Annotated in this window: 28 protein-coding genes, 1 tRNA gene and 1 other RNA gene; 22 read left to right on the top strand and 8 right to left on the bottom strand. The window is 67.4% G+C overall.

Features of this window, described 5'->3' with window-relative positions; translation table 11 throughout:
• Positions 1–17: 17 nt before the first annotated feature.
• The 10 genes from KHB019_RS03215 (at position 18) to KHB019_RS03170 (ending at position 8,221) form a co-directional block, all read left to right on the top strand.
• The gene (locus KHB019_RS03215) at positions 18–326 is read left to right on the top strand and encodes a helix-turn-helix domain-containing protein (protein WP_194422266.1); all 309 of its coding nucleotides are present in this window, start codon (positions 18–20) and stop codon (positions 324–326) included.
• A 24-nt stretch (positions 327–350) separates the two neighbouring features.
• A complete protein-coding gene (locus KHB019_RS03210; RefSeq protein ID WP_230103394.1) occupies positions 351–575 on the top strand; it encodes a DUF3046 domain-containing protein in 225 nt (74 codons plus the stop codon).
• Between the two features lie 241 nt (positions 576–816).
• The gene (gene recA / locus KHB019_RS03205; protein ID WP_230103393.1) at positions 817–1,872 is read left to right on the top strand and encodes a recombinase RecA; all 1,056 of its coding nucleotides are present in this window, start codon (positions 817–819) and stop codon (positions 1,870–1,872) included.
• Between the two features lie 86 nt (positions 1,873–1,958).
• Complete coding sequence (locus tag KHB019_RS03200) at positions 1,959–2,570, top strand: regulatory protein RecX (protein WP_325471449.1); 612 nt, start codon at positions 1,959–1,961, stop codon at positions 2,568–2,570.
• Positions 2,571–2,602: 32 nt separating this feature from the next.
• Positions 2,603–4,153 (top strand): tRNA (N6-isopentenyl adenosine(37)-C2)-methylthiotransferase MiaB, encoded by a 1,551-nt coding sequence (miaB, locus tag KHB019_RS03195; protein ID WP_230103391.1) that lies wholly within the window; start codon positions 2,603–2,605, stop codon positions 4,151–4,153.
• Positions 4,146–5,072, top strand: a complete 927-nt coding sequence (gene miaA, locus KHB019_RS03190; protein WP_230103390.1) for a tRNA (adenosine(37)-N6)-dimethylallyltransferase MiaA — start codon at positions 4,146–4,148, stop codon at positions 5,070–5,072. The genes miaB and miaA overlap by 8 nt, the downstream gene beginning before the upstream one ends.
• Positions 5,069–5,590: a dihydrofolate reductase family protein gene (locus KHB019_RS03185; protein WP_230103389.1), complete on the top strand. Its 522-nt coding sequence runs from the start codon at positions 5,069–5,071 to the stop codon at positions 5,588–5,590. Before miaA ends, KHB019_RS03185 begins: the two co-directional genes overlap by 4 nt.
• Before the next feature lie 35 nt (positions 5,591–5,625).
• Complete coding sequence (gene dapF, locus KHB019_RS03180; protein WP_325471450.1) at positions 5,626–6,498, top strand: diaminopimelate epimerase; 873 nt, start codon at positions 5,626–5,628, stop codon at positions 6,496–6,498.
• Positions 6,386–6,781, top strand: coding sequence for an HAD-IA family hydrolase (locus KHB019_RS03175; protein ID WP_230103387.1), 396 nt, complete (start codon positions 6,386–6,388; stop codon positions 6,779–6,781). Before dapF ends, KHB019_RS03175 begins: the two co-directional genes overlap by 113 nt.
• 57 nt (positions 6,782–6,838) lie before the next feature.
• On the top strand, positions 6,839–8,221 hold the full coding sequence (locus KHB019_RS03170; protein ID WP_230103386.1) for an LLM class flavin-dependent oxidoreductase: 1,383 nt from the start codon (positions 6,839–6,841) through the stop codon (positions 8,219–8,221).
• On the opposite strand, the gene KHB019_RS03165 is transcribed toward KHB019_RS03170, so the two are convergent.
• Positions 8,222–8,863, bottom strand: a complete 642-nt coding sequence (locus KHB019_RS03165) for a class I SAM-dependent methyltransferase (protein ID WP_230103385.1) — start codon at positions 8,861–8,863, stop codon at positions 8,222–8,224.
• Between the two features lie 59 nt (positions 8,864–8,922).
• Here KHB019_RS03165 and hflX point away from each other — a divergent pair, with 59 nt between their 5' ends.
• Positions 8,923–10,431, top strand: a complete 1,509-nt coding sequence (gene hflX, locus KHB019_RS03160) for a GTPase HflX (RefSeq protein WP_230103384.1) — start codon at positions 8,923–8,925, stop codon at positions 10,429–10,431.
• Positions 10,432–10,559: 128 nt separating this feature from the next.
• Here the strand turns inward: hflX and KHB019_RS03155 are convergent, their stop codons facing one another.
• Entirely contained in the window at positions 10,560–11,225 is a 666-nt protein-coding gene (locus KHB019_RS03155; RefSeq protein ID WP_230103383.1) for an SIMPL domain-containing protein, read from the bottom strand.
• Positions 11,226–11,351: 126 nt separating this feature from the next.
• Between KHB019_RS03155 and ssrA the strand changes: the two genes are divergently transcribed.
• Positions 11,352–11,721: a transfer-messenger RNA gene (gene ssrA / locus KHB019_RS03150) on the top strand.
• A gap of 80 nt (positions 11,722–11,801) precedes the next feature.
• Here the strand turns inward: ssrA and KHB019_RS03145 are convergent.
• Both KHB019_RS03145 and KHB019_RS03140 read right to left on the bottom strand, forming a co-directional pair.
• A complete protein-coding gene (locus tag KHB019_RS03145; RefSeq protein WP_414684029.1) occupies positions 11,802–12,374 on the bottom strand; it encodes a hypothetical protein in 573 nt (190 codons plus the stop codon).
• 8 nt (positions 12,375–12,382) lie between these two features.
• A complete protein-coding gene (locus KHB019_RS03140; RefSeq protein WP_230103381.1) occupies positions 12,383–13,186 on the bottom strand; it encodes an inositol monophosphatase family protein in 804 nt (267 codons plus the stop codon).
• Between the two features lie 105 nt (positions 13,187–13,291).
• Here KHB019_RS03140 and KHB019_RS03135 point away from each other — a divergent pair.
• Positions 13,292–13,364 (top strand) — tRNA-Lys (locus KHB019_RS03135).
• Positions 13,365–13,425: 61 nt separating this feature from the next.
• Here the strand turns inward: KHB019_RS03135 and KHB019_RS03130 are convergent.
• Genes KHB019_RS03130 through KHB019_RS03120 form a run of 3 tightly spaced genes read right to left on the bottom strand, consistent with a single transcriptional unit; the run spans position 13,426 to position 15,597 of the window.
• A complete protein-coding gene (locus tag KHB019_RS03130) occupies positions 13,426–13,902 on the bottom strand; it encodes a YbaK/EbsC family protein (RefSeq protein ID WP_230103380.1) in 477 nt (158 codons plus the stop codon).
• Positions 13,903–13,924: 22 nt separating this feature from the next.
• Positions 13,925–15,157 carry an MFS transporter gene (locus KHB019_RS03125; RefSeq protein ID WP_230103379.1) on the bottom strand — a complete coding sequence of 411 codons (1,233 nt, stop codon included), beginning with the start codon at positions 15,155–15,157 and terminating at the stop codon, positions 13,925–13,927.
• Positions 15,154–15,597, bottom strand: coding sequence for a MarR family winged helix-turn-helix transcriptional regulator (locus KHB019_RS03120; protein ID WP_337458058.1), 444 nt, complete (start codon positions 15,595–15,597; stop codon positions 15,154–15,156). The genes KHB019_RS03125 and KHB019_RS03120 overlap by 4 nt, the downstream gene beginning before the upstream one ends.
• Before the next feature lie 131 nt (positions 15,598–15,728).
• Between KHB019_RS03120 and KHB019_RS03115 the strand changes: the two genes are divergently transcribed.
• From KHB019_RS03115 to KHB019_RS03075, 9 genes are read left to right on the top strand one after another with little or no spacing between them, the layout of a single operon-like run.
• Positions 15,729–16,919, top strand: a complete 1,191-nt coding sequence (locus KHB019_RS03115; RefSeq protein ID WP_230103377.1) for a substrate-binding domain-containing protein — start codon at positions 15,729–15,731, stop codon at positions 16,917–16,919.
• Positions 16,920–16,940: 21 nt separating this feature from the next.
• Positions 16,941–17,735 carry an ABC transporter ATP-binding protein gene (locus KHB019_RS03110; protein WP_230103376.1) on the top strand — a complete coding sequence of 265 codons (795 nt, stop codon included), beginning with the start codon at positions 16,941–16,943 and terminating at the stop codon, positions 17,733–17,735.
• Entirely contained in the window at positions 17,732–18,442 is a 711-nt protein-coding gene (locus KHB019_RS03105; protein ID WP_337458057.1) for an ABC transporter ATP-binding protein, read from the top strand. The genes KHB019_RS03110 and KHB019_RS03105 overlap by 4 nt, the downstream gene beginning before the upstream one ends.
• Positions 18,439–19,314: a branched-chain amino acid ABC transporter permease gene (locus KHB019_RS03100; protein WP_337458056.1), complete on the top strand. Its 876-nt coding sequence runs from the start codon at positions 18,439–18,441 to the stop codon at positions 19,312–19,314. Before KHB019_RS03105 ends, KHB019_RS03100 begins: the two co-directional genes overlap by 4 nt.
• A complete protein-coding gene (locus KHB019_RS03095) occupies positions 19,311–20,435 on the top strand; it encodes a branched-chain amino acid ABC transporter permease (RefSeq protein ID WP_337458055.1) in 1,125 nt (374 codons plus the stop codon). Before KHB019_RS03100 ends, KHB019_RS03095 begins: the two co-directional genes overlap by 4 nt.
• Positions 20,432–21,994 carry a class I adenylate-forming enzyme family protein gene (locus KHB019_RS03090; protein WP_325471454.1) on the top strand — a complete coding sequence of 521 codons (1,563 nt, stop codon included), beginning with the start codon at positions 20,432–20,434 and terminating at the stop codon, positions 21,992–21,994. The genes KHB019_RS03095 and KHB019_RS03090 overlap by 4 nt, the downstream gene beginning before the upstream one ends.
• Positions 21,978–22,688 carry a TetR/AcrR family transcriptional regulator gene (locus KHB019_RS03085; protein WP_443193183.1) on the top strand — a complete coding sequence of 237 codons (711 nt, stop codon included), beginning with the start codon at positions 21,978–21,980 and terminating at the stop codon, positions 22,686–22,688. The genes KHB019_RS03090 and KHB019_RS03085 overlap by 17 nt, the downstream gene beginning before the upstream one ends.
• Positions 22,681–23,433, top strand: coding sequence for a 3-hydroxybutyrate dehydrogenase (locus KHB019_RS03080; protein WP_230103371.1), 753 nt, complete (start codon positions 22,681–22,683; stop codon positions 23,431–23,433). Before KHB019_RS03085 ends, KHB019_RS03080 begins: the two co-directional genes overlap by 8 nt.
• Positions 23,430–24,365, top strand: coding sequence for an alpha/beta hydrolase (locus KHB019_RS03075; protein ID WP_337458054.1), 936 nt, complete (start codon positions 23,430–23,432; stop codon positions 24,363–24,365). Before KHB019_RS03080 ends, KHB019_RS03075 begins: the two co-directional genes overlap by 4 nt.
• On the opposite strand, the gene KHB019_RS03070 is transcribed toward KHB019_RS03075, so the two are convergent.
• On the bottom strand, positions 24,359–25,150 hold the full coding sequence (locus KHB019_RS03070; protein ID WP_230103369.1) for an IclR family transcriptional regulator: 792 nt from the start codon (positions 25,148–25,150) through the stop codon (positions 24,359–24,361). The two genes, KHB019_RS03075 and KHB019_RS03070, sit on opposite strands and share 7 nt — an antisense overlap.
• Positions 25,151–25,162: the final 12 nt, after the last annotated feature.

Below are 25,162 nucleotides of genomic sequence, written 5' to 3'. Positions count from 1 at the left end.
ATGGAGAGGAGGTTCCGATGATTCTTGTACGGCAGGAAATCGGCGATGTGCTGAGGGACTTCCGCCTGCAGAAGGGTCGCACGCTTCGGCAGGTCGCGAGCAAGGCCTCGGTCGCGCTCGGATACCTCAGCGAAGTCGAACGCGGCCAGAAGGAAGCATCCAGCGAGATCCTCGCCTCCGTCGCAGAAGCGCTCGACGTTCCCATCTCCATGATCATGCGTGAAGTGGGCGACCGCATCTCGGTGCTCGAGGGCATCCAGGTCTTCCCCGATGTGGTTCCCGACGACCTCGTGGCGTCGGTCGAGCCCGAGCTGTCGCTGCACTGACGCGACGACGGATTCTGAGAGCGGATGCGACGAAGCGAGTTTCTTCGTGCGGTCGAAGATGAGTTCGGTGCGCGTGCCGTCGCGATCATGAACGACCTGGTGCTCGGCGCGGTGGGGAACCGGACCGCCGCTGAGGCCCTCGATGCCGGTGTTCCCCCGCGCGACATCTGGTTGGCGCTCTGTGCGGAGACCGACGTCCCCGCCGAGCGCCGCTACGGTGTCGGACGGCTGGAGCCGCGCCGCCGCTGAGCCGACGCGCGGCCGGATCGGCGTGTCGTCGAAGATGTGTTCGAAGTGCGCGTATCGTTCTGCACAAGTGGTTTGGACGTGCTGTCATCCACTGTTCGTGGAGTTTCCGACGCGATGTCGGAGGTGCCTCTTACGGTGATCACAGGCCGAAAAGCCATACGCCTTGTCGGAGAGTGCGCCCCAGCCGGGGCGGCCGCGACAGCCTACAGGCGGCACCACGCGAACACATGAGGAGCACGTCATGCCAACCACCGCAGACCGCGAGAAGTCTCTGGAATCAGCTCTCGCCCAGATCGATCGGCAGTTCGGAAAGGGCTCGGTCATGCGACTGGGCAGTGATGAGCGCGCGCCTGTCGCCGTCATCCCGACAGGCTCCATCGCCCTCGACGTCGCCCTCGGCGTCGGCGGTCTTCCGCGTGGACGAATCGTGGAGATCTACGGCCCTGAGTCGTCGGGTAAGACGACGCTGACCCTGCACGCGATCGCCAACGCACAGCGCGCCGGCGGTATCGCGGCCTTCATCGACGCCGAGCACGCGCTCGACCCCGAGTACGCCAAGAAGCTCGGTGTCGACATCGACGCGCTGCTGGTGTCTCAGCCGGACACGGGTGAGCAGGCGCTCGAGATCGCCGACATGCTGGTTCGATCCGGCGCCATCGACCTCATCGTCATCGACTCCGTCGCGGCCCTCGTGCCGCGCGCCGAGATCGAGGGCGAGATGGGCGACTCGCACGTGGGTCTGCAGGCGCGCCTCATGTCGCAGGCGCTGCGCAAGCTCACCGGTGGCCTGAACCAGACCAACACGACCATGATCTTCATCAACCAGTTGCGCGAGAAGATCGGCGTGTTCTTCGGCTCCCCCGAGACCACCGCCGGTGGAAAGGCGCTGAAGTTCTACGCGTCGGTCCGTATGGACATCCGTCGTATCGAGACCCTCAAGGACGGCACCGACGCGGTCGGAAACCGCACGCGCGTCAAGGTCGTCAAGAACAAGATGGCCCCGCCCTTCAAGCAGGCCGAGTTCGACATCCTCTACGGTGTCGGCATCTCACGCGAGGGCAGCCTGATCGATTTCGGCGTCGAGCACAGCATCGTGAAGAAGTCCGGCTCCTGGTACACCTACGACGGCGATCAGCTCGGACAGGGCAAGGAGAACGCCCGCAACTTCCTGATCGCGAACCCCGACATCGCGCTGACGATCGAGACGCAGATCAAGCAGAAGCTCGGCATCGGCGGTGCCGCGGCGGCCGAGGCCGCACCGGCTGCTGACGAGCTGGCTCAGCGTCGCCCGGCCTGATGACTCAGGATCACGATGACGGGGGCGTGGACCGCCTCGCCCCCGTCATTCCCCTCTTCGGCGACCGTGTCGTTCGGGCTTCCGCATTGCCTGCCACCGATGCGATCGAGGAGCCGACCCAGACCCCGGCGAAGCGCTCTGTCATTCATGAGCAGCATGCACCGGCTGTCTGGTCGGGGGAGCGCGTTCCCGACCAGACAGCGCAGAAGGCAGAAGAGGCACTGGTTCGCAAGCTTCGCGCGCGCTCGCTGTCGATCTCCGAGGCCAGAGGCGTGCTCCGGGGCCACGACCTCAGCGCCGCGGCCGTCGACGACATCATCGACCGGTTCTGCGAACGCGGGTACCTCGACGATGCGCTCCTGGCGGAGCATCTGGTGATCTCCGGTGTCGAGCGCAAGGGACAGGGGCGAGTGGCGCTATCCCGAGCCCTGGCGCAGCGCGGTATCGCACGCGATGTCATCGATACTGCGCTCGGCGACCTCCCGGATGATGACGCCGACCGGGCCCTCGAGTTCGCGCGGACGAAAGCGCGGTCCCTCTCCCGCCTCGACTTCGACACGGCACTGCGTCGACTCATGGGGCAGCTCGCCCGTCGCGGCTACGGAGGCTCGGTGGCGATGTCAGCCGCGCGCACGGCGTTGACCGAAGCATCACTGGGCGCTCGCCCCTCCGGAGTGCGATTCGTCGACTCGGATTGATCGTCAGCATCCGCTCGTAGAATGAGAGCACCATGACTATTCCCCGCAGCGAACCGACGATCATCTCGGCATCCTCTGCAGCCGTCGACGCCGACGGCCGCCGGCGAACGTACGAGGTGCGCACCTTCGGATGCCAGATGAACGTGCACGACTCGGAGCGTCTTTCCGGGTCTCTCGAGAGCGCCGGGTATCTGCGCGCGGATGCCGGCACAGAGGCCGACGTCGTCATCATCAACACCTGCGCTGTACGTGACAATGCAGCCGGCAAGCTCTATGGGACGCTCGGCCACCTCGCGTCGGTCAAGCGTCGCAAGGACGGCATGCAGATCGCGGTCGGCGGGTGCCTGGCCCAGATGGACAAGGACGCCGTGCTCGACAAGGCGCCCTGGGTCGACGTGGTCTTCGGAACGCACAACATGGGCTCGCTGCCGGCTCTCCTCGAGCGGGCCAAGCACAACGGCGACGCCGAGCTCGAGATCCTCGAGTCTCTCGAGGTCTTCCCCTCGACGCTTCCGACCAAGCGCGACTCCGCCCACAGCGGCTGGGTCTCGATCTCCGTCGGCTGCAACAACACCTGCACGTTCTGCATCGTTCCGAGCCTGCGAGGCAAAGAGAAGGACCGCCGGCCGGGCGACATCCTGAACGAGATCCGCCTCCTCGTCGATGACGGAGCCATCGAGGTCACCCTGCTCGGGCAGAACGTCAACTCCTATGGCGTCGAGTTCGGCGATCGTCAGGCCTTCAGCAAACTGCTGCGAGCCGCTGGACAGATCGATGGGCTCGAGCGCATCCGGTTCACGAGCCCTCACCCCGCGGCGTTCACCGACGACGTCATCGAGGCCATGGCCGAGACGCCGTCCGTGATGCCCCAGTTGCACATGCCGCTGCAGTCCGGCAGCGACCGCATTCTCAAAGCGATGCGACGCTCGTATCGCAGCGAGAAGTTCCTCGGGATCCTCGACCGCGTGCGTGAGCGCATGCCGGACGCGGCGATCTCCACGGACATCATCGTCGGTTTCCCCGGTGAGACGGATGAGGACTTCGAAGACACCCTGCGCGTCGTGGAGCAGGCGCGGTTCGCGAACGCCTTCACCTTCCAGTACTCGATCCGCGAGGGAACCCCCGCAGCGACCATGGAGGACCAGGTTCCCAAGGAAGTCGTCCAGGAGCGCTACAACCGTCTGATCGCCCTGCAGGAGCGCATCTCCCTCGAAGAGAACGAGAAGCAGGTCGGCCGCGAGGTCGAGGTGCTGGTCTCCGTCGGCGAGGGCAAGAAGGATGCCGAGACGCACCGCCTCACGGGTCGCGCTGAGGACAACCGGCTGGTGCACTTCGAGGTCACACCGGGTTCGGACCTGCCGCGCCCCGGCGACGTCGTCACGGTCACGATCACCCACGGTGCGCCGTTCCATCTGCTCGCCGATGACCCATCCGGCGCTCCGCTGCGCATCCGTCGCACCCGTGGTGGCGACGCGTGGGATCGCGCGCAGACCGAATCCTGCGGTGTTCCTGCGCCGGCGGGCGAGTCTGGAGCGCCGCGCTCGGTATCCCTGGGTCTTCCCGCGCTCCGCGTCGGTGTCTAGCTCCAGCGGGGCTGACAGCCGCGTCTGGGCCATCGTCGGCGCGACCGGCACCGGCAAGAGCGACCTTGCACTGTCGCTCGCTGAAAGGCTACGCGACGAAGGCAATCCGGCGGAGATCGTGAATGCTGATGCGATGCAGCTGTACCGCGGCATGGACATCGGCACGGCGAAGCTGTCCGTCCCCGACCGTCGCGGCATCCCGCATCACATGCTGGACGTCCGTGACGTCACGGAGGACGCCGCCGTCGCCTGGTACCAGCCCCTTGCGCGCGCCGCCATCACAGATATCCATGCCAGAGGCGGCGATGCGATCCTCGTCGGCGGGTCCGGCCTCTACGTGTCCAGCGTGATCTTCGATTTCCGGTTCCCACCGCGTGATCAGGCCGTCCGTGAGCGTCTGGAGCGCGAGCTCGATGAGCAGGGTGCTGCGGTGCTGTTCGCGCGGCTGCGCGAGGCGGATGCCGCGACAGCGGCCCGCGTCGACCCGAAGAACGGTCGCCGCATCGTCCGCGCGCTCGAGGTTCTCGAGCAGGGCTCCCAGACGCATGGGGCGGCTCTTCCAGACGAACCGCAGCTGTGGCATCCGAACACCCGCATCCTGGGTCTGCATGTGGAGCGTGCTGAACTGGTCGAGCGGCTCGACCGCCGTGTGGGACAGATGTGGGAAAGCGGGATGATCGACGAGGCTGAGCGACTGCGCGCCGCCGGCATCGAGAAGGGCACGACGGCGCCGCGGGCGATCGGCTACGCGCAGGCGCTGGCGCAGCTCGCGGGTGAGAAGAGCGAGGCAGAAGCGATCGCTGAGACGCAGGCGCTCACGCGCCGATATGCCCGGCGTCAGGTGTCGTGGTTCAAGCGCTACCCCGAGATCGAGTGGATCTCTCCGATGTCCGACCCCCGTGACATTCTGACGGGATGACGACCCACTACTACACGGCCAGCAGCCTGGACGGATTCATCGCCACCAGCGAGAACTCGCTCGACTGGCTGCTCAAGCAGGACATCGACGACAACGGGCCGATGGCGTACGACGGCTTCCGCGCGATGCTCGGTGCGATGGCATTGGGGGCCACCACGTACCAATGGGTGCTCGATCACGAAGGCGCCTGGCCGTACACGCTCCCCACGTGGGTTTTCACGCATCGTGAGCTGGCGGTCCCCGATGACGGTTCCGTACATCTGACGCAGGCCGACGTGCGCGACGTCCACGCCGCCATGGTCACTGCGGCCGACGGCGACGACCTGTGGATCGTGGGCGGGGGCGATCTCGCCGGTCAATTCGCCGACGCCGGACTCCTGGACGAGGTCTGGGTGCAGTACGCCCCGGTGACCCTGGGCAGCGGAGCGCCGGTCCTGCCTCGAGCCCTCGATCTCGAAGTCATCGACATCGCGCGCAACCGTGCATTCATGTGCGGTCGCTACCGGGTGCTGAAGTGAACGGCGCCGGCAGCGGGCATCCCTAGACTGGAAGCATGGTCGCATTCACCAAGGGGCACGGCACCGGCAACGACTTCGTGATCATCCCCGATGCCGATGGTGAACTCGATCTCACCGTCGAACAGGTGGCGGCGCTGTGCGACCGGCACTTCGGCATCGGCGCAGACGGCGTGCTGCGCGTCGTGCGTTCGACGGCGATCGCCGAGGGTGCGGCAGCGCTGGAAGAAGAACCCGCCGCGGAGTGGTTCATGGATTACCGCAACGCCGATGGCTCGATCGCCGAGATGTGCGGCAACGGAGTCCGCGTCTTCGCGCATTATCTCGTCAGAGCGGGGCTCGCGACGATCGAGCCCGGCACGACGCTGCCGATCGGCACCCGTGCGGGCGTGCGCGACGTCACAGCGAGCGCGAACGGGTATCAGGTGGACCTCGGTCGGTGGCGGCTGTCCGGCGACGATTCGCTCGCCAACGCCCGTGGTCTCGACGTGCCCCGCCCCGGTCTCGGCATCAACGTCGGCAATCCCCACGTCGTGGTCGCACTGGCTTCAGACGAAGAGCTCGCCGGGCTCGAACTCGAGTACATCCCCGAGCTCGAGCCGGCCCTGCCCGGTGGTGCGAACGTCGAGTTCGTCGTGCCGGGGGAGCCGCTCGTCCGCGACGGCATCGGGCACGTGACGATGCGCGTCTTCGAACGCGGTGTCGGCGAGACCCTCAGCTGCGGTACCGGTGTCGCAGCGACGGCCCTCGCCGTCCGGTACTGGGCCGGAGACCGCGCGCCCGACAACTGGCGCGTCGATGTCCCGGGCGGCACTCTGGGTGTGCGGATGTTCCCAGCAGAAGACGGCGAGCACGTCGCTCTGTCGGGGCCGGCCCAACTGGTCTACAGCGGTAACGTCGATCTCGTCTGAGAAATGCTCGCTCGTCCCCGTGCCGGGCATCGAGGACGCGCTCGATCGGATCCCCTGGACGACGTGTGGGGCTTCGAGCGGATCACACGCGAAGCTTCGGCGTACTCTCGGGATCACGGCTCTGTATTCTCGGTTCGAAGGTCGAATCTTCAGCGCCACAGAAGTAGCGGCCGGCAAACCGGCACCGGACCTTTTCCTCCACGCGGCCGCACGTCTCGGTGTGTCTCCGGATCGCTGCGTCGTTGTCGAAGACAGCCGTTTCGGAGGTGTCCCACAGCTGTGAGTCTCTCTGTGACACCGGATGCGGCGTAGGCAGGAGACATCGTTCACGATGGATCGCATGAGCAAGCAGATCCGCTTCAACGCCTTCGACATGAACTGCGTCGCCCACCAGTCCTCGGGCATGTGGCGGCATCCTCTCGATCAGTCAGCGCGATACAAGGAGATCGGGTACTGGACCGAACTCGCGCAGCTGCTCGAGCGCGGCCACTTCGATGGTCTGTTCATCGCGGACGTGCTCGGCACCTACGACGTCTACGGCGCGTCGAACGAGGCGGCGATCCGGCACGGAGCGCAGGTCCCCGTCAACGACCCCATCCTGCTGGTCAGTGCCATGGCGGCCGTCACCGAGCACCTCGGCTTCGGAGTGACCGCCGGTACGGCGTACGAGCACCCGTATCCGTTCGCGCGGCGCATGACCACGCTCGACCACCTGACGAACGGCCGCGTGGGCTGGAACGTCGTCACCGGCTACCTGCCCTCCGCCGCCCGCAACATGGGACACGACGACCAGCTCGAGCACGATCAGCGCTACGACGTCGCCGACGAGTACCTCGAGGTCACCTACAAGCTGTGGGAGGGCTCCTGGGAGGACGACGCGGTCGTCCGCGACCGCGAGTCCGGTGTGTTCACCGATCCGGCGAAGGTGCACGAGATCGGGCACCACGGCGAGCACTTCACCGTTCCGGGCATCCACATCTCGGAGCCGTCGCCTCAGCGCACGCCGGTGATCTTCCAGGCCGGCGCCTCGCCGCGCGGCATCGCGTTCGCAGCGGGCAACGCTGAGGCGATCTTCGTCGCGGCTCCCACCAAGACCGTGCTCGCCGGGACGGTGAAGCGCATCCGCGACGCTCTCGAAGCCGCCGGTCGCGACCGCTACTCGGCGAAGATCTACACGCTGCTCACGATCATCACGGACGAGACGAGCGAGAAGGCGCACGCCAAGCACGAGGAGTACCTGCAGTACGCCAGCGACGAGGGCGCGCTCGTGTTCATGTCGGGCTGGATGGGCATCGACCTGTCGCAGTTCGACCTCGACGAGCCGATCGGCAACGTCAAGAGCAACGCGATCCAGTCCACCGTTGCGAACTTCCAGCAGGCGAATGATGACGGCAAGGAATGGAAGGTCCGCGACATCGCCCGCCTCGGCAACATCGGCGGCCTCGGCCCGCGAGTGGTCGGATCGCCCGAGGAAGTCGCCGACTTCCTGCAGGAGTGGGTCGATGAGACCGACGTCGACGGGTTCAACCTCGCCTATGCGATCACGCCGGGGACGTTCGAGGACATCGTGACGTTCATCGTTCCCGAGCTGCAGCGACGCGGTGTCTACCAGACCGATTACACGCCCGGAACGCTCCGTCACAAGCTGCACGGACGCGGGGACCACCTGCCGCGCGAGCACCGCGGGGCGGGCTTCAAGGTCAGCAGTGCGGTGAACGCCTGATCAGAGCGTCGTGATCGGCTCGGTCGCAGGGGTCCCGTGCCGACGGACCTTGAGCACCCGGTACCCCTTGCCCGTGGCCGAGCGGTAGACGCTGTACCCGGGGCTGAACGTGGCAGCGATCCATCGCTGCAGCGAATCGGCCCCGAGGTTGCGCTGCACGACCATCCAGGCGTCGCTGCGCTCGTCGAGACGGGGGATCCACCGTTCGAGCATGTCGTGCAGCACGTTCTTGCCGACGCGGATCGGCGGGTTCGACCGGATCGTGCGGAACACGATGTCGTCGGGAACATCGTCCGGCAGCACGGCGTTGACATTGGTGAGGCCCAGCGCCTCGGCGTTCCGCCGTACCAGATCGAGAGCACGCTCGTTCACGTCGACCGCCCAGATGGTGGCGTGCGGAGACGCGATCGCCATGGCCAGGCTGATCGGGCCCCAGCCGCAGCCGAGGTCAAGGAAGTGCCCGCTCGGTGGCAGTGGCGGCATGTTGGCGAGAAGCACTGCGGTTCCGGCATCAAGGCGGTCGGGACTGAACACGCCTCCGGCGGTGGTGACCTCGAGGTCTCGACCCGCGAGAACCACACGAATGGTCCGAAGGTTCTCCGCACTTGCCGGGGTCGCAGAGAAGTAGTGATCGGACCCCATACGGTGAGCGTACCGGACGGGCGGGTTAAGGTTAAGACGCCGAACATAGAAGGCAGAGGATGACGAAGACCACAGAAGACACCCACGGCGACGAGACTCTCGACCGCGTGCTCGCCAGCGCAGAGAAGCGCACAGAGGCTCGAGTCTTCGGCGCGGCGCAAGCGCTGCAGGACAAGGCGACGGCCTCCTACGGCGATCGCGACGGCGAGCAGTGGGACCTCGATGACCGGCATGCGCTGCGGCGCGTGGCCGGTCTGTCGACCGAGCTCGAAGACGTCACCGAGGTCGAGTACCGCCAGCTGCGGCTCGAGAACGTCGTGCTCGTCGGCGTCTACCCGCAGGGTGCGCAGACGGATGCCGAGAACTCGTTGCGCGAGCTGGCGGCCCTGGCCGAGACCGCGGGCGCCGTCGTCCTCGACGGCGTCCTGCAGCGGCGCCCGCACCCGGACCCCGCGACGTACCTGGGCCGGGGCAAGGCGCAGGAGCTCAAGGACCTCGTCGCAGCCACCGGCGCAGACACCGTGATCGCCGACACCGAGCTCGCACCCAGCCAGCGCCGTGCGCTCGAGGACGTCGTGAAGGTGAAGGTCATCGATCGTACGACCGTCATCCTCGACATCTTCAGCCAGCACGCGAAGAGCCGGGAGGGCAAGGCCCAGGTCGAACTCGCCCAGCTCGAATACCTTCTGCCGCGGCTGCGCGGCTGGGGCGACTCGATGAGCCGCCAGGCCGGTGGGCAGGTCGGCGCCGGCGGTGCCGGCATGGGATCTCGTGGACCGGGTGAGACGAAGATCGAGCTCGATCGTCGTCGCATCCGCACCCGCATGGCCATGCTTCGCCGGCAAATCCGCGACTTCGCTCCAGCCCGCGACGCGAAGCGCGCTGAGCGCAAGCGCAACACGATTCCCTCGGTGGCGATCGCCGGATACACGAACGCCGGCAAGTCGAGCCTGCTCAACGCGCTCACGAGCGCAGGCGTGCTGGTCGAGAACGCCCTGTTCGCGACCCTGGATGCCACGGTACGACGCACCGCGACCGATGACGGCCGCGTGTACACGTTCACCGACACGGTCGGTTTCGTGCGAAACCTCCCTCACCAGCTCGTCGAGGCGTTCCGATCGACGCTCGAAGAGGTGGCGGACGCCGACATCGTGCTGCACGTCGTCGACGGCTCGCACCCCGATCCCGCAGGACAATTGCAGACCGTCCGTGATGTGATGGGCGACGTCGGCGCGAGGGACCTCCCGGAGCTCGTCGTGTTCAACAAGGCCGACCTCATCCCGGCCGACGATCGTCTGGTGCTGCAAGGGCTCGAGCCGAAGGCGCACTTCGTGTCGTCGCGCTCCGGCGAGGGCATCGAGGAGCTGCGCGCCGCGATCGATGAGGCGCTGCCGCTGCCGGCAGCCGAGGTCCATGCGCTCGTTCCCTACGACAGGGGAGATCTGATCGCAGCCGTGCACGAGACCGGCATCCTGATCTCTGCGGAGCACACTGAGCACGGCACGCAGATCCACGCGCATGTCTCAGAGCGCCTCGCGGCCGACCTGGCGCCGTTCGCGCACGCTTGACGCGAGCACGAGTCGCAACCTGCATGCTGTATCACTTCAGTCGGTTGTGATCGCTGAGAACCGACCGAAGTGATACGGCATCGACTGCGGATACCCCGTGCTGTGCGCGGTCGTGAGCGCGCGCAGCGTCAGCGCGCGATGAACCGCGCCTCGACGGTCGCGGAGATGACGATGTCCTCCGGCTCGTACTCCATCGCCGGGGCAGAGTCCGCTGACATCGCGAACGCAGCGCCACGCGTCTTCATCATCTGAGGCGCGGGGGACTGCTCGCGGGAGATGAGCCCGGTGTCGGCGATCTCGACCGGGGTAACCGAAGCGAGCCCGAGCGCCGCCGCGTATGCCTGAGCACGCTGCACGGCGACGCCGACGGCCGAAGAGGCGACCTCGCGCTCCGCGTCCGCCCGTGTCTGCGGAGTCAGGTGCCAATTCACCCAGCCCACCTCGACGCCGTCCCACGCCGAGATCTCCGAGACCCAGATCGAGAGCTCGGATGCTTCGATGAACGTCGCATTGAGGTCGATGCTCGCGTAGTACACGGGTGCCAGCTGCTTGCCCTCGCTGTTCCACGGACGCTCCGCGCGGACGGACAGCCGCTTGCTGTTCCACTCGACGATGCTCCCGGCCGCCTCGCGCTCGGAGACGCCCTGTCGAACGGGCTCCGCATAGGTCATCGCCCGCTCGACCACGGCGGAGCGTTCTGGGCCTTCAGCGCGCACGGTGACGTGGATCGTGGCGCGTTCGGGCGCGATGCGCGTCTCGTTCTCGCCGCGGACGGTGATGGTGACGTCGCTCATGGCAGCGACTCTACGCCAGGAATGGCGTGGGGCCCGGATACGTTGTAACCTGTGATGCTCGGATGATGTGTTGTCCGAGGTGGTAAATCAACAGAGTGACAGCGGCTCCTTCGCAAGAAGGTCCACGGGGCTGATCGGTTTCGACAGCGCCTGTGTATCCACGAGAAGCGGGCCGAGGATGCAGGGTTATCTCGTGAACGCTCCCTGCAAAACAATAGTTGCCGAAACAAAGCGCAACGACTTCGCCCTCGCTGCATAAGCGAGCCCGATAGTCCGTCAGACCGTATGTGATTCCGATACGGACCCTGGCGTCATCTAGGAATCTTGCTGCGTGACGGCGTCTGGACGTCACGCGGGACTCTTCCCAGGCTGGGCTCGTCGACTTAGGTGTCTGTGACAAAGGTCGGAGCCGAGTAGAACGTCTGCACAGACTGCGCCCGGAGAAGGCGTGGATTATCAGCGTTGGACGGGGGTTCGATTCCCCCCAGCTCCACCACCCGCTGTCACGACGAAAGAAGGCCCGCCACCCGGTGAACTCCCGGTGGTGGGCCTTCGTTCGTGACGCGAGTTGTGTCGTCAGGGCAACTGGATCAGCACCAGTCCCTGGCGGGTGTCGGCCAGGGTCGCCCAGCCGTCGCCGAATTCGTACGTCATGCCGTAGCCGTCCTCGTCGACCGCGAAAGCGAACGACGGATCCTCGGTGATGTACGTGTGGCCGTCCTGATCGGCCCGCAGCCATCCCTGCGAGAGGAGCTTCTGCTGAGCTGCGACGGATGCTGACGCATCGAGCGGTGCCCACCCGAACACCTGGACATGATCGGACGCCACGGAGTAGTCGCCCCACACGCACTGGAAGCCGCCGTCGACGACGTCTTCACCGAACCGGAACTCCTGCTCGCGGTACGTCCAGCCGTGCTCGTCGAACATCGCGAGCGTGCTCGGGGCGAGGAGCGTCTCGCAGGTCGGATCCTCCGGCGCCGGTTCCTCGGTCGGCTCCGTCGCGACGGGCTCCGGTGACGGGCTGGGGTCGGCCGCGGCGGTCGGCGTCGGCGTTGACGTCGGGGCGATCTCCGGCTGCGGTGCGCAGCCTGCCAGTAGCGAGAGCAGGGCGGCGGACGCGAGCGAGACAGCGGGCAGTCGTCGGTTCATCACGGGCTTCAGTCCTTCGTGTGCGTCAGGTCGAGGAAGGCGTCGTGGAGGATGCCGTTGGTCGCGAGCACCGAGCGCTCGGAGATGCTGTCCGCGCCGTCGAACGAGGTGAATGCGCCACCGGCCTCGCGCACGATCGGGACGGCTGCGGCGATGTCGTACTCCTTGACATCGAACTCCGCGACCATCTCGAGGCGGCCCTCGGCGAGCATCATGTACGAGTACACGTCGCCATATGCGCGATCGCGCCACACCCGGTCGGCGATGCGGAGCAGCGCGGGCAGGTGCCCGGCATCCGCCCACTGCGTGATGCTCTGAAAACTGACCGCTGCGTCGTCGACGGAGGCGACAGCCGACGTCTCGATGCGTCGCGGCTGGGCGTGCGTGGCGGTCCATGCCCCGTTGCCGGTCGATGCCCACCACCGTCTGCCCAGAGCAGGCATGCTCACGACGCCGACCTGCGGGACCCCGTCGATGGCGAGGGCGATCATCGTGCCCCACAGAGGGATGCCGCGCATGAAATTCGCGGTGCCGTCGATCGGGTCGATGATCCACTGCCGACGCGCGTCGCCGGAGACGCCGAACTCCTCGCCGAAGATGCCATCGGACGGCCGCTCGTCCGCCAGGATCGCGCGGAGTGCGCGTTCGGTGGCGAGATCGGCGTCCGTGACATGCGACCGATCGGACTTGGTCGAGATCCTCAGATCGCTCGCGTCGAAGCGGGGAAGGGACTCGCTGTCTGCGGCGTCCGCGAGCCGGAGAGCGAGGTCGAGATCGGCGGCCAGATCATCGGCGGCGGGGGTTGCGGTCACGTTCTCAGGATAGTCGGCGAGTTGCCACGCCGAATGCCGCCTCGATTTCGCATGAGCTCATGAAACTGGTAATGTAATTCCTCGGCCGGGGGTAACCCGGGCCACGCACCTCTAGCTCAATCGGCAGAGCAATTGACTCTTAATCAATGGGTTCAGGGTTCAAGTCCCTGGGGGTGCACGGATCAGCCTCGGAACACTCTCGCCAGTGCTCCGAGGCTTTTCTGCTTTCCGACCCCGGCTCACACGACCGTGATGACCCGACCGTTCGTGAGGCGCTGCAGGGTCTCGAAGGTCAGCGGCATGACCGTGTGCGGATGACCCGCCGCAGCCCAGATCTCGTCGAAGTCGCGCAGCGCCTCGTCGATGTATGTGGGCAGTCGCGCAGGATGACCGACCGGGGCCACGCCGCCGATCGCCTGTCCCGTCGCCTCCCGGACGATGGATGCCGGCGCCATCGCGACATGCTCGGCACCGATGGATGCTGAGACGACGGCGAAGTCCGCGCGGTGCCCTCCACTGGTCATGACCAGCACTGGTTCGCCATCGGCGAGGACCACCAGGCTGTTCGCGATCGCCGCGACGTCGCAGCCGATCGCGGCAGCGGCCTCGACCGCGGTACGGGCAGAATCAGGCAGCACCCGGATCGCGGGTTCGAGACCGGCGTCGGCCAGATGCTGCCTGACCAGGCGACTGCGCTCGGGAAGTGGTTCGCTCATGCGCCCCAACGTACCGGGTGGATCAGGCGGCGTCGCCGACCGTGATCGCCTCGGCGTCTTCGGCGACGGCATCCACCGGCTCGTCGTCGATGCGCGCGAGCACCTTGCGACCCAGGAAGACGGTGAGCGTCGCGACGAGCACGGATGCTGCGGCGAACAGGTACGGCACCGTTGCGTTGAACGCGTGCCACAGCAGCGCTGCGATCGGCGGAGCCATCGCGCCGCCGATGAAGCGGACGGCGGAGTACGCGGATGAGGCGACGGAGCGGGGGAGATCCGTCGCCTCCATGACCGCCTCGGTGAGGACGGTGTTCATGACACCGAGGAGCAGGCCGCCGATGACGATGCAGACGACAAGTGCGGACGGCGTCTCCGCGACCAGACCGGCGGCGATCAGGTCGACGGCGAGCAGCGGCAGGACCGTGAGGATGATCGCCGTGCGCGACATCCGCCGCATCATCCACGGGGCCACCCAGATGCTGGTGATGGCCAGAGCCACACCCCATCCGAAGAACGTGAACCCGATGCCCATCGCTCCGAAACCCAGCGGGAACGGGGAGAACGCGAGCAGCACGAAGAAGCCGATGTTGTAGAAGAGAGCGGCGACGGCGAGGATCGCCAGGGCCGGGCGGCCGAGCGCCTTGAACGGAGCCGAGAACGGCACGGGCTGACGCTTGTCGAGCGGGCCCCGCAGCAGCGCGGAAACGGCTATGAACGCGATCGCCATGAGAGCGACGACGCCGAAGAACGGGCCGCGCCAGCTCACTTCGCCGAGCAGACCGCCCAGCAGCGGTCCGATGGCGATGCCGAGCCCGAGGGCGGCCTCGTACAGAACGATCGCCGCACCACTGCCGCCAGACGCCGAGCCGACGATGGTGGCGAGGGCGGTGGAGATGAACAACGCATTGCCGAGGCCCCAGCCGGCGCGGAAGCCGATGATCGCGTCGACGCTCCCGCTCATCGCGGATGCGAGCGAGAAGAGGATGATCAGACCCAGACCGATCATCAACGTCGCCTTGGCGCCGATTCTGCTGGAGATCCAGCTGGTGACCAGCATCGCGAGGCCGGTGACCAGCAGGTAGCTGGTGAACAGCAGTTCCGTCTCGGTCGGCGTCGCCTCCAGCGACTCGGCGATCGCGGGAAGGATCGGATCGACGAGTCCGATGCCCATGAAGGCGACGACGCTGGCGAAGGCCACCGCCCACACTTGGGCCGGCTGCTTCCAGATGGATCCGCTGGTACTGGCGCTGTTCACTCGCCGACTCCTGACTCTGGATGCTGTTCGATGCTGTGCGCGGCGAGGATCTCGGCCGAGCGATGCAGTGCATCCCAGTCCGCGGCATCCAGATCCGCGAAGCGAGGTGCGAGCGTGCGCCGGAAGGCTTCACGCCATTCCTCGAGAGCGGTACGGCCGGCATCGGTGATGTCGACGACCGTCGCCCGAGAGTCCGACGCGTCGGGGGAGCGGCTGACGAGTCCGGCACGCTCGAGCTCTCCCAGCAGGCGCGTCATCCCGGGCTGTGTGGTCCGCGACGCGCGAGCCAGAGCGCCGACGCGCTGATCGGGCTCTCTTTCGAGCAGGGTCAGCGCGCGCCACTGCGCTGCAGGGGCGTCGTTCTCGGCATCCTGCGCCGCAATGCGAGCCAGCGCATGTGCCGAGACCACGATCGAAGAGACGATGTCCGCACGGTTCATACCAGCAAGTATATACCCACTGGTATGTATCGCGGACTTGACGATCGACAATGCCGCGCTTTAGAGTTCAAGTAACCTGAATCAGCTTTCAGGTTCAGCATCAAGACCTTCCAAGGGCGAAAGGCATTCACATGCGAGTTACGAAGAAGTTGCTCCTGGGCTCCGTGGTCGCCACGGCCGCCCTGGTTCTGGCGGCCTGTGCGCCGCAGGCGGCCACCGGCGGTGGCGGCGAAGGCGGCGGGGACGGCCCCGCCGAGATCGTCGCCGGCGTCATCACAAGCGAGACCGGGCCGCTCGCCGGCTACGGCAAGCAGTACCTCGACGCGTTCAAAGCGGGGCTCGACTACGCGACCGATGGAACGAACGAGGTCGACGGCACGAAGATCACAGTCGAGTACCGCGACGACGCCGGTGATCCCGACACCGCCGTGACCGCGGCGAAGGAGCTCATCGGAGACGGCGTGAACATCCTCCTCGGCAGCGCATCGTCCGGGGTGGCACTCGCGATGGCCGAACAGGCAGAGCAGAACAAGGTGCTCTTCATCTCCGGCCCTGCGGCAGCCGATGCCGTCACCGGCATCAACGACTACACGTTCCGCTCCGGCCGTCAGTCCGCTCAGGACGTCGCGACCGCAGGTACCTTCCTCGACGACATCGACGGCAAGACCGTCGCGGTGTTCGCGCAGAACAACGCGTTCGGCCAGGGCAACGTCGCAGCGGTCGAGGCCATCCTCGGCGGCCAGGGCGCGACCGTCACGCCCGTCCTCGTCGCCGAGGACGTCACCGAGTTCACCCCGTTCGCGCAGCAGGTGCTGAGCGCCGAGCCCGACCTCGTGTTCGTCGCCTGGGCCGGCGCCACCTCTGGTGCCATGTGGCAGGCGATGAGCCAGCAGGGTGTGCTCGAGAGCATCCCCGTCGTCACCGGTCTCGGCGACGCCGCGACGTTCGGCGCATACGGTGAGGCGAGCGAGAAGATCAACTTCCTCAACCACTACTTCCCCGCAGCCCCTGACAACGAGGTGAACACCGCGATGGTCGAGGCGATCGAGGGAGCGGGGGGTACACCCGACCTGTTCAGCCCCGACGGCTTCAACGCCGCCATCATGCTCGTGCAGGCCGTGAAGGAGGGCAAGGGCGACGTGGATGCCATGATCGCAGCCCTCGAGGGCTTCGAGTTCGAGGGTCCGAAGGGCACCAACACTGTGCGCGCCGAGGACCACGCACTCCTGCAGGACATGTACCAGGCGAGGCTCGTCGCGGATGGCTCCGGGTTCGTTCCCGAGCTGGTCGCCACGGTCGACGCCGCCGACGTCGCTCCGTAACCCGAAGGGCGATCCGCGTTCATGAACGACACCCCAGTCCTGTCCGATGGCAAGCCCGAAGGCGCGGCACTCCGCGTCGAGGGCCTCGGCCTCCAGATCGGCGGAGCGACGATCCTCAAGGACGTCGACCTCGATGTCGCTTCCGGCTCCCTCGTGGGAGTGATCGGACCGAACGGCGCGGGCAAGACCACGCTGTTCAATGCGATCTCTGGGGTGATCCGACCCACCGCCGGCCGGATCCTCCTCGACGGCGAAGACATCGCTGGCCTGTCCGTCCCGAAGCGGGCGCGGGCAGGACTGGGGCGCACGTTCCAGACTTCGAGCCTGTTCCCCAAGCTCAGCATCCTCGAGAACGTCCGGGTGGCCGTCCAGGCCGCGCACGGCGGCAGTTACTCGCTGCTGAAGTTTCCGCGTCGCGACGACAGCGCTACCAGGCAGGCCATCGAGGTCCTCGAGAAGGTCGGACTCGCTCACCGGCTCGACACCCCGGCCGGTGACATCAGCCACGGCGACAAGCGCAAGCTCGAGATCGCGTCGCTGATGGCCACGGACTCCCGGCTCGTGCTGCTCGACGAGCCGATGGCGGGCGTCGCATCCGGCGATGTCGCGGGGCTCGTGGAGAACATCCGCGAGATGCAGCGGGCGAGCGGATGCACCGTGCTGATGGTCGAGCACCACATCGACGTCCTGATGGGGCTCGTCGACCTCGTCGCGGTGATGTACTTCGGCACGATCATCGCGTTCGACACCCCGCAGAACATCATGGAGAACCCCACGGTGCAGAGCGCGTACCTCGGAACGGGGACGGCAGCATGACCGACCCGATCCTCCAAGTCCGCTCACTGCGGGCATCCATCGCCGGCCAGCAGGTTGTCGAGGACGTCACCTTCGATGTCCCGGCTACCGGCATCACCGCCGTGCTCGGCCGCAACGGCGTGGGGAAGACCTCGACGCTGCGCGGCATCCTCGGCCTCATCTCCCGTCGCGGCGAAGTGCTCCTCGAGGGAGAGCGGATCGACAGCCTCCCCACCCACAAGATCGTCCAGCGCGGCGTCGGCTACGTTCCTGAGGACCGCGAGGTCTTCGCCGGGCTCACGGTCGCCGAGAACCTCGCCCTCGCGGAGCGCCAGCGCACACCGCGCCGCGAGTTCGTCGCCGAGCTCTTCCCCGACCTCGTGCAGCGCAAGGATCAACGCGCGGGCACCCTCTCGGGCGGCCAGCAGCAGATGGTCTCGGTCGCCAGGGCCCTCCTCAACGACAACCGCATCATCCTCGTCGATGAACCGACGAAAGGCCTCGCACCCAAGATCGTGCAAGAAGTGGCCGAGGCCCTCGCCGAGGCGGCCAAGACCGTACCGATCCTGCTCGTCGAGCAGAACCTCGAAGTCGTCCGTCAGCTCGCCGGCGGCGCCGTCGTGATCGCGGGCGGCCGTGTCGTCCACACCGGCGACGCCAGCACGATCCTCGACGACCCCGATCTCACCCGAAGGCTCCTCGGAGTCAGTGCGGAGGCCCACGCATGAGCGCGCTCATCCTCACCCTCGTGATCGGCGTCGGGCTCGGCGCCCTGTACTTCCTCGTCGCCAGCGGACTGAGCCTCATCTACGGTCTCATGCACGTGCTGAACTTCGCGCACGGCGCGTTCCTCACCCTCAGCGCCTTCGTCGGGTGGGGCGTCGCACAGGCGATCGGCGCGAACACCTGGGCGGGTTTCCTGCTTTCGATCCTCGTCGGCGCTGTGGTCGGCGCGGTGTTCGCCACCCTGACCGAACTAGTGCTGATCAGGCCGCTGTATGAACGGCATATCGAGCAGGTGCTCGTCACCGTCGGCCTCTCGTTCGCCGCGATCGCCCTGTTCGAGGGCATCTGGGGCACGGACGCGATCAACGTGACCGGCCCGTCGTGGCTCGGACAGACGACGGATGTTCTTGGCGCCAGCATCCCGAACAAGTACTGGGTGCTGATCATCGCCGCAGGTCTCGTGCTCACGGGGCTCGTGCTGTTCCTGACGAACACCCGCTACGGCATGATCATCCGCGCCGGCGTGGAGAACCGGTCGATGGTGACGGCGCTGGGCATCGACGTGCGCCGCTCGTTCACGCTCGTCTTCGCGATCGGCGGGGCGGCCGCAGGCATCGGCGGCGTGCTCGCCATGCACGCCATGACCTACGTCTCGGCCCACCTCGGCTCGACGCTGCTGATCTTCGCCTTCATCGTCACCGTCGTCGGCGGTCTCGGGTCCCTCACGGGGGCCGCGATCGCGTCGGTGCTCGTCGCAGTGCTCCAGCAGGTCGCCAACACGTATCTCGGCGGCACGGGCGACTTCATCGTCGTCATCCTGCTCGCCGTCGTCCTGCTCGTGCGACCCGCGGGCCTCATGGGGAGGAAAGCATGATGGCCCTTCGACAAGCTCAGGGACCGAAGCGCTTCGCGCCCGCGATCGTCGGCGGCGTCCTCGTCGTCGTGATGGCGATCCTGCCGCTGCTCAACCTGTCGCTGCCCGGCATCCTGCCAGGGCCCACCTACACGCCTGGATCGCTCGCGCTGCTCTCGCTGTGCATGGTGTTCGCGGCTCTGGCGCTGTCGTACAACCTGCTGCTGGGCTCGGCCGGAATGCTGTCGTTCGGCCACGCGCTGTACTTCGGCGCCGGAGCCTACGGGCTCGGCATCCTGCTCGACGCCTTCCGCCTGCCGCTCTGGCAGGGCGTGTTCGTCGCCCTGATCGGCGGGATGGTCATCGCTCTGGTCACAGGGGCGGTGGCGATGCGGGTCAACGGCATCCCGTTCGCCATGGTGACCCTGGCGTTCGCGCAGGCGGGTTCGGTGCTCGTCCGGCGCAACCAGGCGATCACCGGAGGTGAGGAGGGCCTCGGACTGCACACCGAGAGCGTCCCCGACTGGCTGGTCGGCGTGATCAACACCCGCAACCTCTACTGGTTCGCGCTGATCGTGCTCGTCGTCGTCTACCTGATCGTGCTCTGGGTCGACACGTCCCGCCTCGGTCACCTCGCCGCAGCGGCGCGCGAGAACGAACTGCGCGTGCAGGTGCTGGGCCTGCGCCCCGCTCGTGCGAAGCTCATCGTCTTCGTGATCGCTGCCCTGTGTGCCAGCCTCGCCGGCGTCGCGTACCTCCTGCTGCAGTCCGGCACGCAGCCGAGCGCCGTTGGCGCCGACCTCACGATCACCGTTCTGGTGATGGTGGTGCTCGGCGGCGTCGGATTCCGATGGGGTGCCATCGTGGGCGGCGTTCTGTACACGATCCTCGATCAGCGCCTCACGGTGCTCGCTCGCGCAGAGGGCATCCAGGCGCTGCCGGACTTCCTGCGCATCCCGCTTTCGGAGCCGCTGTTCCTGTTGGGCGTACTCTTCATCCTCGTGGTCATGTTCCTGCCCGGCGGCATCGCCGGAACCGTCGACAGCCTGCGTCGCCGTCGCCGTGGCGCCGCACCGGCGGCCGGCTCGCTGGCCGCGCTCGAAGACAGCGAGACGCTCGAGGCCGAGGTGAGCGTGCGATGAATCCCGACGTCGACGGCCCCCACACGGTCGGGAGATGGCTGCGCGATCGCGCGGCATCCAATCCGGCGAAGATCGCGATCGACGATCGCGGTGTGGCCCTCGACTACGCCACGCTCGCGCGTCGAGCCGAACTGCTCGCGCAGCGACTGACGGACGCGGGGTACGGCCCTGGTCAGCGGATCGCGACGGTGTCCGGCAACTCGGCGGATCACGTGGTCGCCTTCTTCGCGTGCGCGTTCCTCGGCATCGCGTTCATCCCGCTGTCGTGGCGGCTCACGCCGACAGAGCTCGCCGAGCTGGTGCGCCGGAGCGACCCGGTCCTGGTCCTGGTGGAGGACGAGTACGTCGCCCTGGCCGGGGCGGCTCTGCGGATGCTGGGTGACGATGCTCCGGCGTACGTGTTCCTGGGGAGCACCGGCGTCGAGACCGATGTCCCAGTGGCCACGGAGTCCGCGGCGCAACGCGCGGTCCGCGACGACGACCCGTTGCTGGTGATCTTCACCTCCGGCAGCGAAGCGGCGCCCAAGGGCGTCGTGCTGACCCACGCGAACTGCTTCTGGACGAACATGGCGCTCTCGCAGGCCATGCCGATGGTGCCGACGGACGTGGTTCTGGCGATGCTGCCGCACTACCACGTCGCGGCCTGGAACGTGCAGCCGCTGCTCGCCTGGTGGACCGGCGCGACCGTCGTCCTCGAGCGGTCGTTCCAGCCGAGTCGGGTGCTGCAGCTGATCTGCGATCGGCGCGTCACGACCATGATGGGCGTACCCACCCAGTACCGGATGCTGCAGGAGACGGCCGGTTGGGCCGACGCAGACCTGTCGTCGCTGCGGCACGTCCTCGTCGGCGGAGCCACGATGCCCGTCGACCTCGCCGAGGTGTGGTCTGCGCGCGGCGTGGCCCTCACTCAGGGATACGGCCTCACCGAGGCAGGACCCAACGTGCTCGCGCTGCCGGCATCCGAGCTCGCATCGCACCCAGGAGCAGTCGGACGCCCGTACCCCTCCGTCGACGTCCGCCTCGTGGATGTCGCGACATCGCTGCCGCTCGAGGGCGTCGCCACCGGCGAGCTGTGGGTGCGCGGCCCCAGCACGTTCAGCGGGTACCTCGACGATCCGGTTGCCACAGACAGGGCGCGCTCGGACGGCTGGCTGCGCTCGGGGGATCTCGCGCACCGCGACGCCGACGGCATCTACCGGATCGTGGACCGACTCAAGGAGATCTACGTCTCGGGGGGCGAGAACGTCGCACCGGCCGAGATCGAGCGGGCTCTGTCGGAGCATCCGCTCGTGAAGGCTGTCGCCGTCGTCGGAGCGCCGGACGCCGTCTGGGGTGAGCGCGGTGTCGCGTTCGTCGTCGCCCGTGAGGCGCTGTCGGCCGACGAACTGCTCGCGTTCGCGCGTGATCGACTGGCGGCGTTCAAGCTCCCGGCGCGGATCGTCTTCCTGGACGAGCTGCCCCGTTCCACCATCGAGAAGGTCGCCCGTGCCCGTCTGCGGGCGATGGCCGCACAGCTGACGGCGCGACGAGAAGAGGACGCAGATGACCGAGTCCGTTGAGACCACGTCCGTTGAGACCATGGCCGACGAGCTGGTCTCGCCCGCCACTGGCCGTCCACTGACCAAGCGCGGAGAGGCCACCAGACGCCGGCTGCTCGAGGCCGCCGAGGGCGTGTTCGCCGACCTCGGGTACCACGAGGCGTCGATCGTGAAGATCACCGAGCGAGCAGGCGTGGCTCTCGGCACCTTCTACCTGTACTTCGACAGCAAGCAGACGATCTTCGAAGCGCTCGTCATCGATCTCAACCGTCGCGTCCGGCACTCCATGTCCGAAGCGATGGCTGAAGCGAAGAACCGCATCGAGGCGGAGCGACTCGGATTCGAGGGATTCTTCCGATTCACCGCCGCGCACCCGGCGCTCTATCGTGTCGTCCGCGAGGCGGAGTTCGTCTCGCCTTCGACCATGCGACTGCACTACGAGCGGATCGTCGAGGGCTACCGCGCAGGTCTGCGCGCCGCGCAGCAGGACGGAGACATCGATCCGACGCTCGACCCAGAGGTGGCCGCCTGGGCGCTCATGGGCGCCGGCGAGCTGATCGGCATGCGATACCTGCTCTGGGAGCGGGACGCCGACGGGCGACCGCCCGCGCAGATCGACGCCGCCGTCATCGACGGCATGACGCGGTTCATCGGCAATGCACTGCGGCCGCACGCCGCCGCGGGTGCGGGGGAGAAGGAGAACGACAATGGCTGATCAGGATCTGGCCGGACGCCGAGCCGTCATCACCGGGGGAGCGAGCGGCATCGGCCTCGCGTGCGCTCGGGAGTTCGCCTCGCGCGGCGCGCACGTCGTCATAGCCGACCTGAACCGCGACGCGGCCGAGGAGCACGCGGCGGCCCTCGGCGGTGAGGCCTGGGCGGTCGACCTCTCGAACACGTCGGCGCTCGACGACCTCGAGCTCGAGGCGGACATCCTCGTCAACAACGCCGGGATTCAGCGCGTGAGCCCGATCGCCGAGTTCGATCCTGACGCCTTCCGCACCATCCAGCGCATCATGCTCGAGGCGCCGTTCCTGCTCATCCGCGCGGCACTTCCCGGCATGTACGAGCGGGGGTGGGGGCGTGTGATCAACATCTCCAGCGTCCATGGATTGCGCGCTAGCCCCTTCAAATCCGCGTACGTCACCGCGAAGCACGGCCTCGAGGGCCTGTCGAAGGTCACGGCTCTCGAGGGCGGGCCGCACGGAGTGACCAGCAACTGCATCAATCCCGGCTACGTCCGCACGCCGCTGGTCGAGAAGCAGATCGCCGATCAGGCCAAGGTGCACGGCATTCCCGAGAACGAGGTCGTCGAGAAGATCATGCTGACCGAGAGCGCGATCAAGCGTCTCGTCGATGCATCAGAGGTGGCGTCGCTGGCGGGATGGCTCGCGTCGCCGCACGCCGCGATGGTGACCGGCTCGTCGTACACGATGGACGGCGGGTGGACGGCACGATGAGCACGCACACGTATCGCACCGTCGATGTCCCGGTCAGCGGTGGCGACCTGCGCGTCGGCGTGTGGGACCCGGTGGATGCCGTAGGCGACATCCTCACGGTTCTCGCGATCCACGGTGTCACCTCCTCCCATCTGGCGTGGCCGTTCCTCGTGGAGCAGCTGCCTGGTGTCCGCGTCATCGCCCCGGATCTGCGCGGCCGCGGCGCGAGCAACGAGCTCGCCGGCGCGGCCGGCATGGTCGCCCACGCGACCGACATGGTCGCGGTTCTCGACGCGTTCGGCGTGAGCACTGCACCGGTGATCGGACACTCGATGGGAGGATTCGTCGCCGTCGTGCTCGCGCACCTGCATCCGACGCGGGTGCAGCAGCTGGTTCTGGTCGACGGCGGGCTACCGCTGGACGTCCCGGCCGGGGTCGAGCCGGACCAGCTCGTGTCGATCATCCTCGGACCGACCGCCGACCGCCTGTCCAAGCGCTGGACGAGCGTCGAGGAGTACATCGAGGTGTTCTGGCGGCACCACCCCGCCTTCGAGGCGGACTGGAGCGACGACCTCGAGCGCTACATCGCCTACGACCTCGTGCCCCATGGTGATGGGCTCCGTCCCGCCACGAGCTACCAGACCACCGTCGAGGACACGATCGATCTGAATCTGGGATCGGCGCTGCCCGAGGCGCTGGCCGCGCTGACCGTTCCGACGCTGTTCATCACCGTGCCCCGCGGCCTGCAGAACGAGACGCCCGGCCTCTACCCGGCCGGGCACCGCGAGAAGCTGCTGGCCGAGCACCCGGACATCCGCCATCGCCACCTGGACGGACTCAACCACTACACCGTCGTCATGAGCGACCGCGGCGCCCTGGCGCTCGCTCCTCTCGTGCAGGCCGAGGTCGGCGTCGTGGGAGCGCAACCGGACGCACTTCGACAGGCTCAGTGACCGGTCCGGTTGGCGATTCGGGACGACAGCTGGTGGGCGTGCGCCATCAGTGTCCGACCGAGCTCGGCGATCCGATCGGGGCCGAAGCGGAATTCGACTCCGGTGAGGCTCAGAGCCCACTCCGGACGCCCGCTGCGGTCGAACACGGCGGCGCCCATGCCCCAGCTGCCCTCGACGATGAGGCCGGGGTTCACGGCGTAGCCGCGCTCCTTCGTCTCGGCCAAGCGGCGGCGCAGGGGAGCCGCGGAGTGCGTGCGCCCCCATCGGCTGCTGAGCTCAGGATGCCTGTCCAGATAGGCATCCACATCGTGGGCAGGGAGGAACGAGAGAATCGCCAGCCCGGCGCTCGCGACGCCCAGGGGGAACCGCACACCTTCGCTGAGTACGAACGAGCGAATCGGGAAGGCACCCTCCTCGCGGAGCAGGCACACCGTCTCGTCGGCTCGGCGCACCGAGAGGAAGGCACTCTCCTCGGTCTTCACCGCCAGCGACCGCACGATGTCACGCGCCAGAGCCGTGACGTCGTACCGCGCCGCGGCCACTGATCCCATGAGGAACAGCTCCGGTCCAGGCATCCATCGGCCGCTCTCCTCGTCGCGATCGACGAGACCTTCGGCGCGCAGCGCGCTGAGCAGACGGTGCGCAGTCGAGCGTGTCAGGTCGGCCGCCTTCGCGAGGTCCTGCAGGGCGGCTCCGTCGTCGCCTCCGGCGGTCACCAGACGCAGAAGCCTGGCAGCGCGCGCCACGGCCTGAGCGCCGGGCACGGAGCGAGCCGGGGTGTCCATAATGTGGACGCT

The sequence above is a fragment of the Microbacterium sp. KHB019 genome, assembly GCF_037285405.1.
GTDB lineage: Bacteria > Actinomycetota > Actinomycetes > Actinomycetales > Microbacteriaceae > Microbacterium.
The sequence above is the reverse complement of the archived record's forward strand: the minus strand, read 5'-3'. Positions and strand labels throughout refer to the sequence as shown.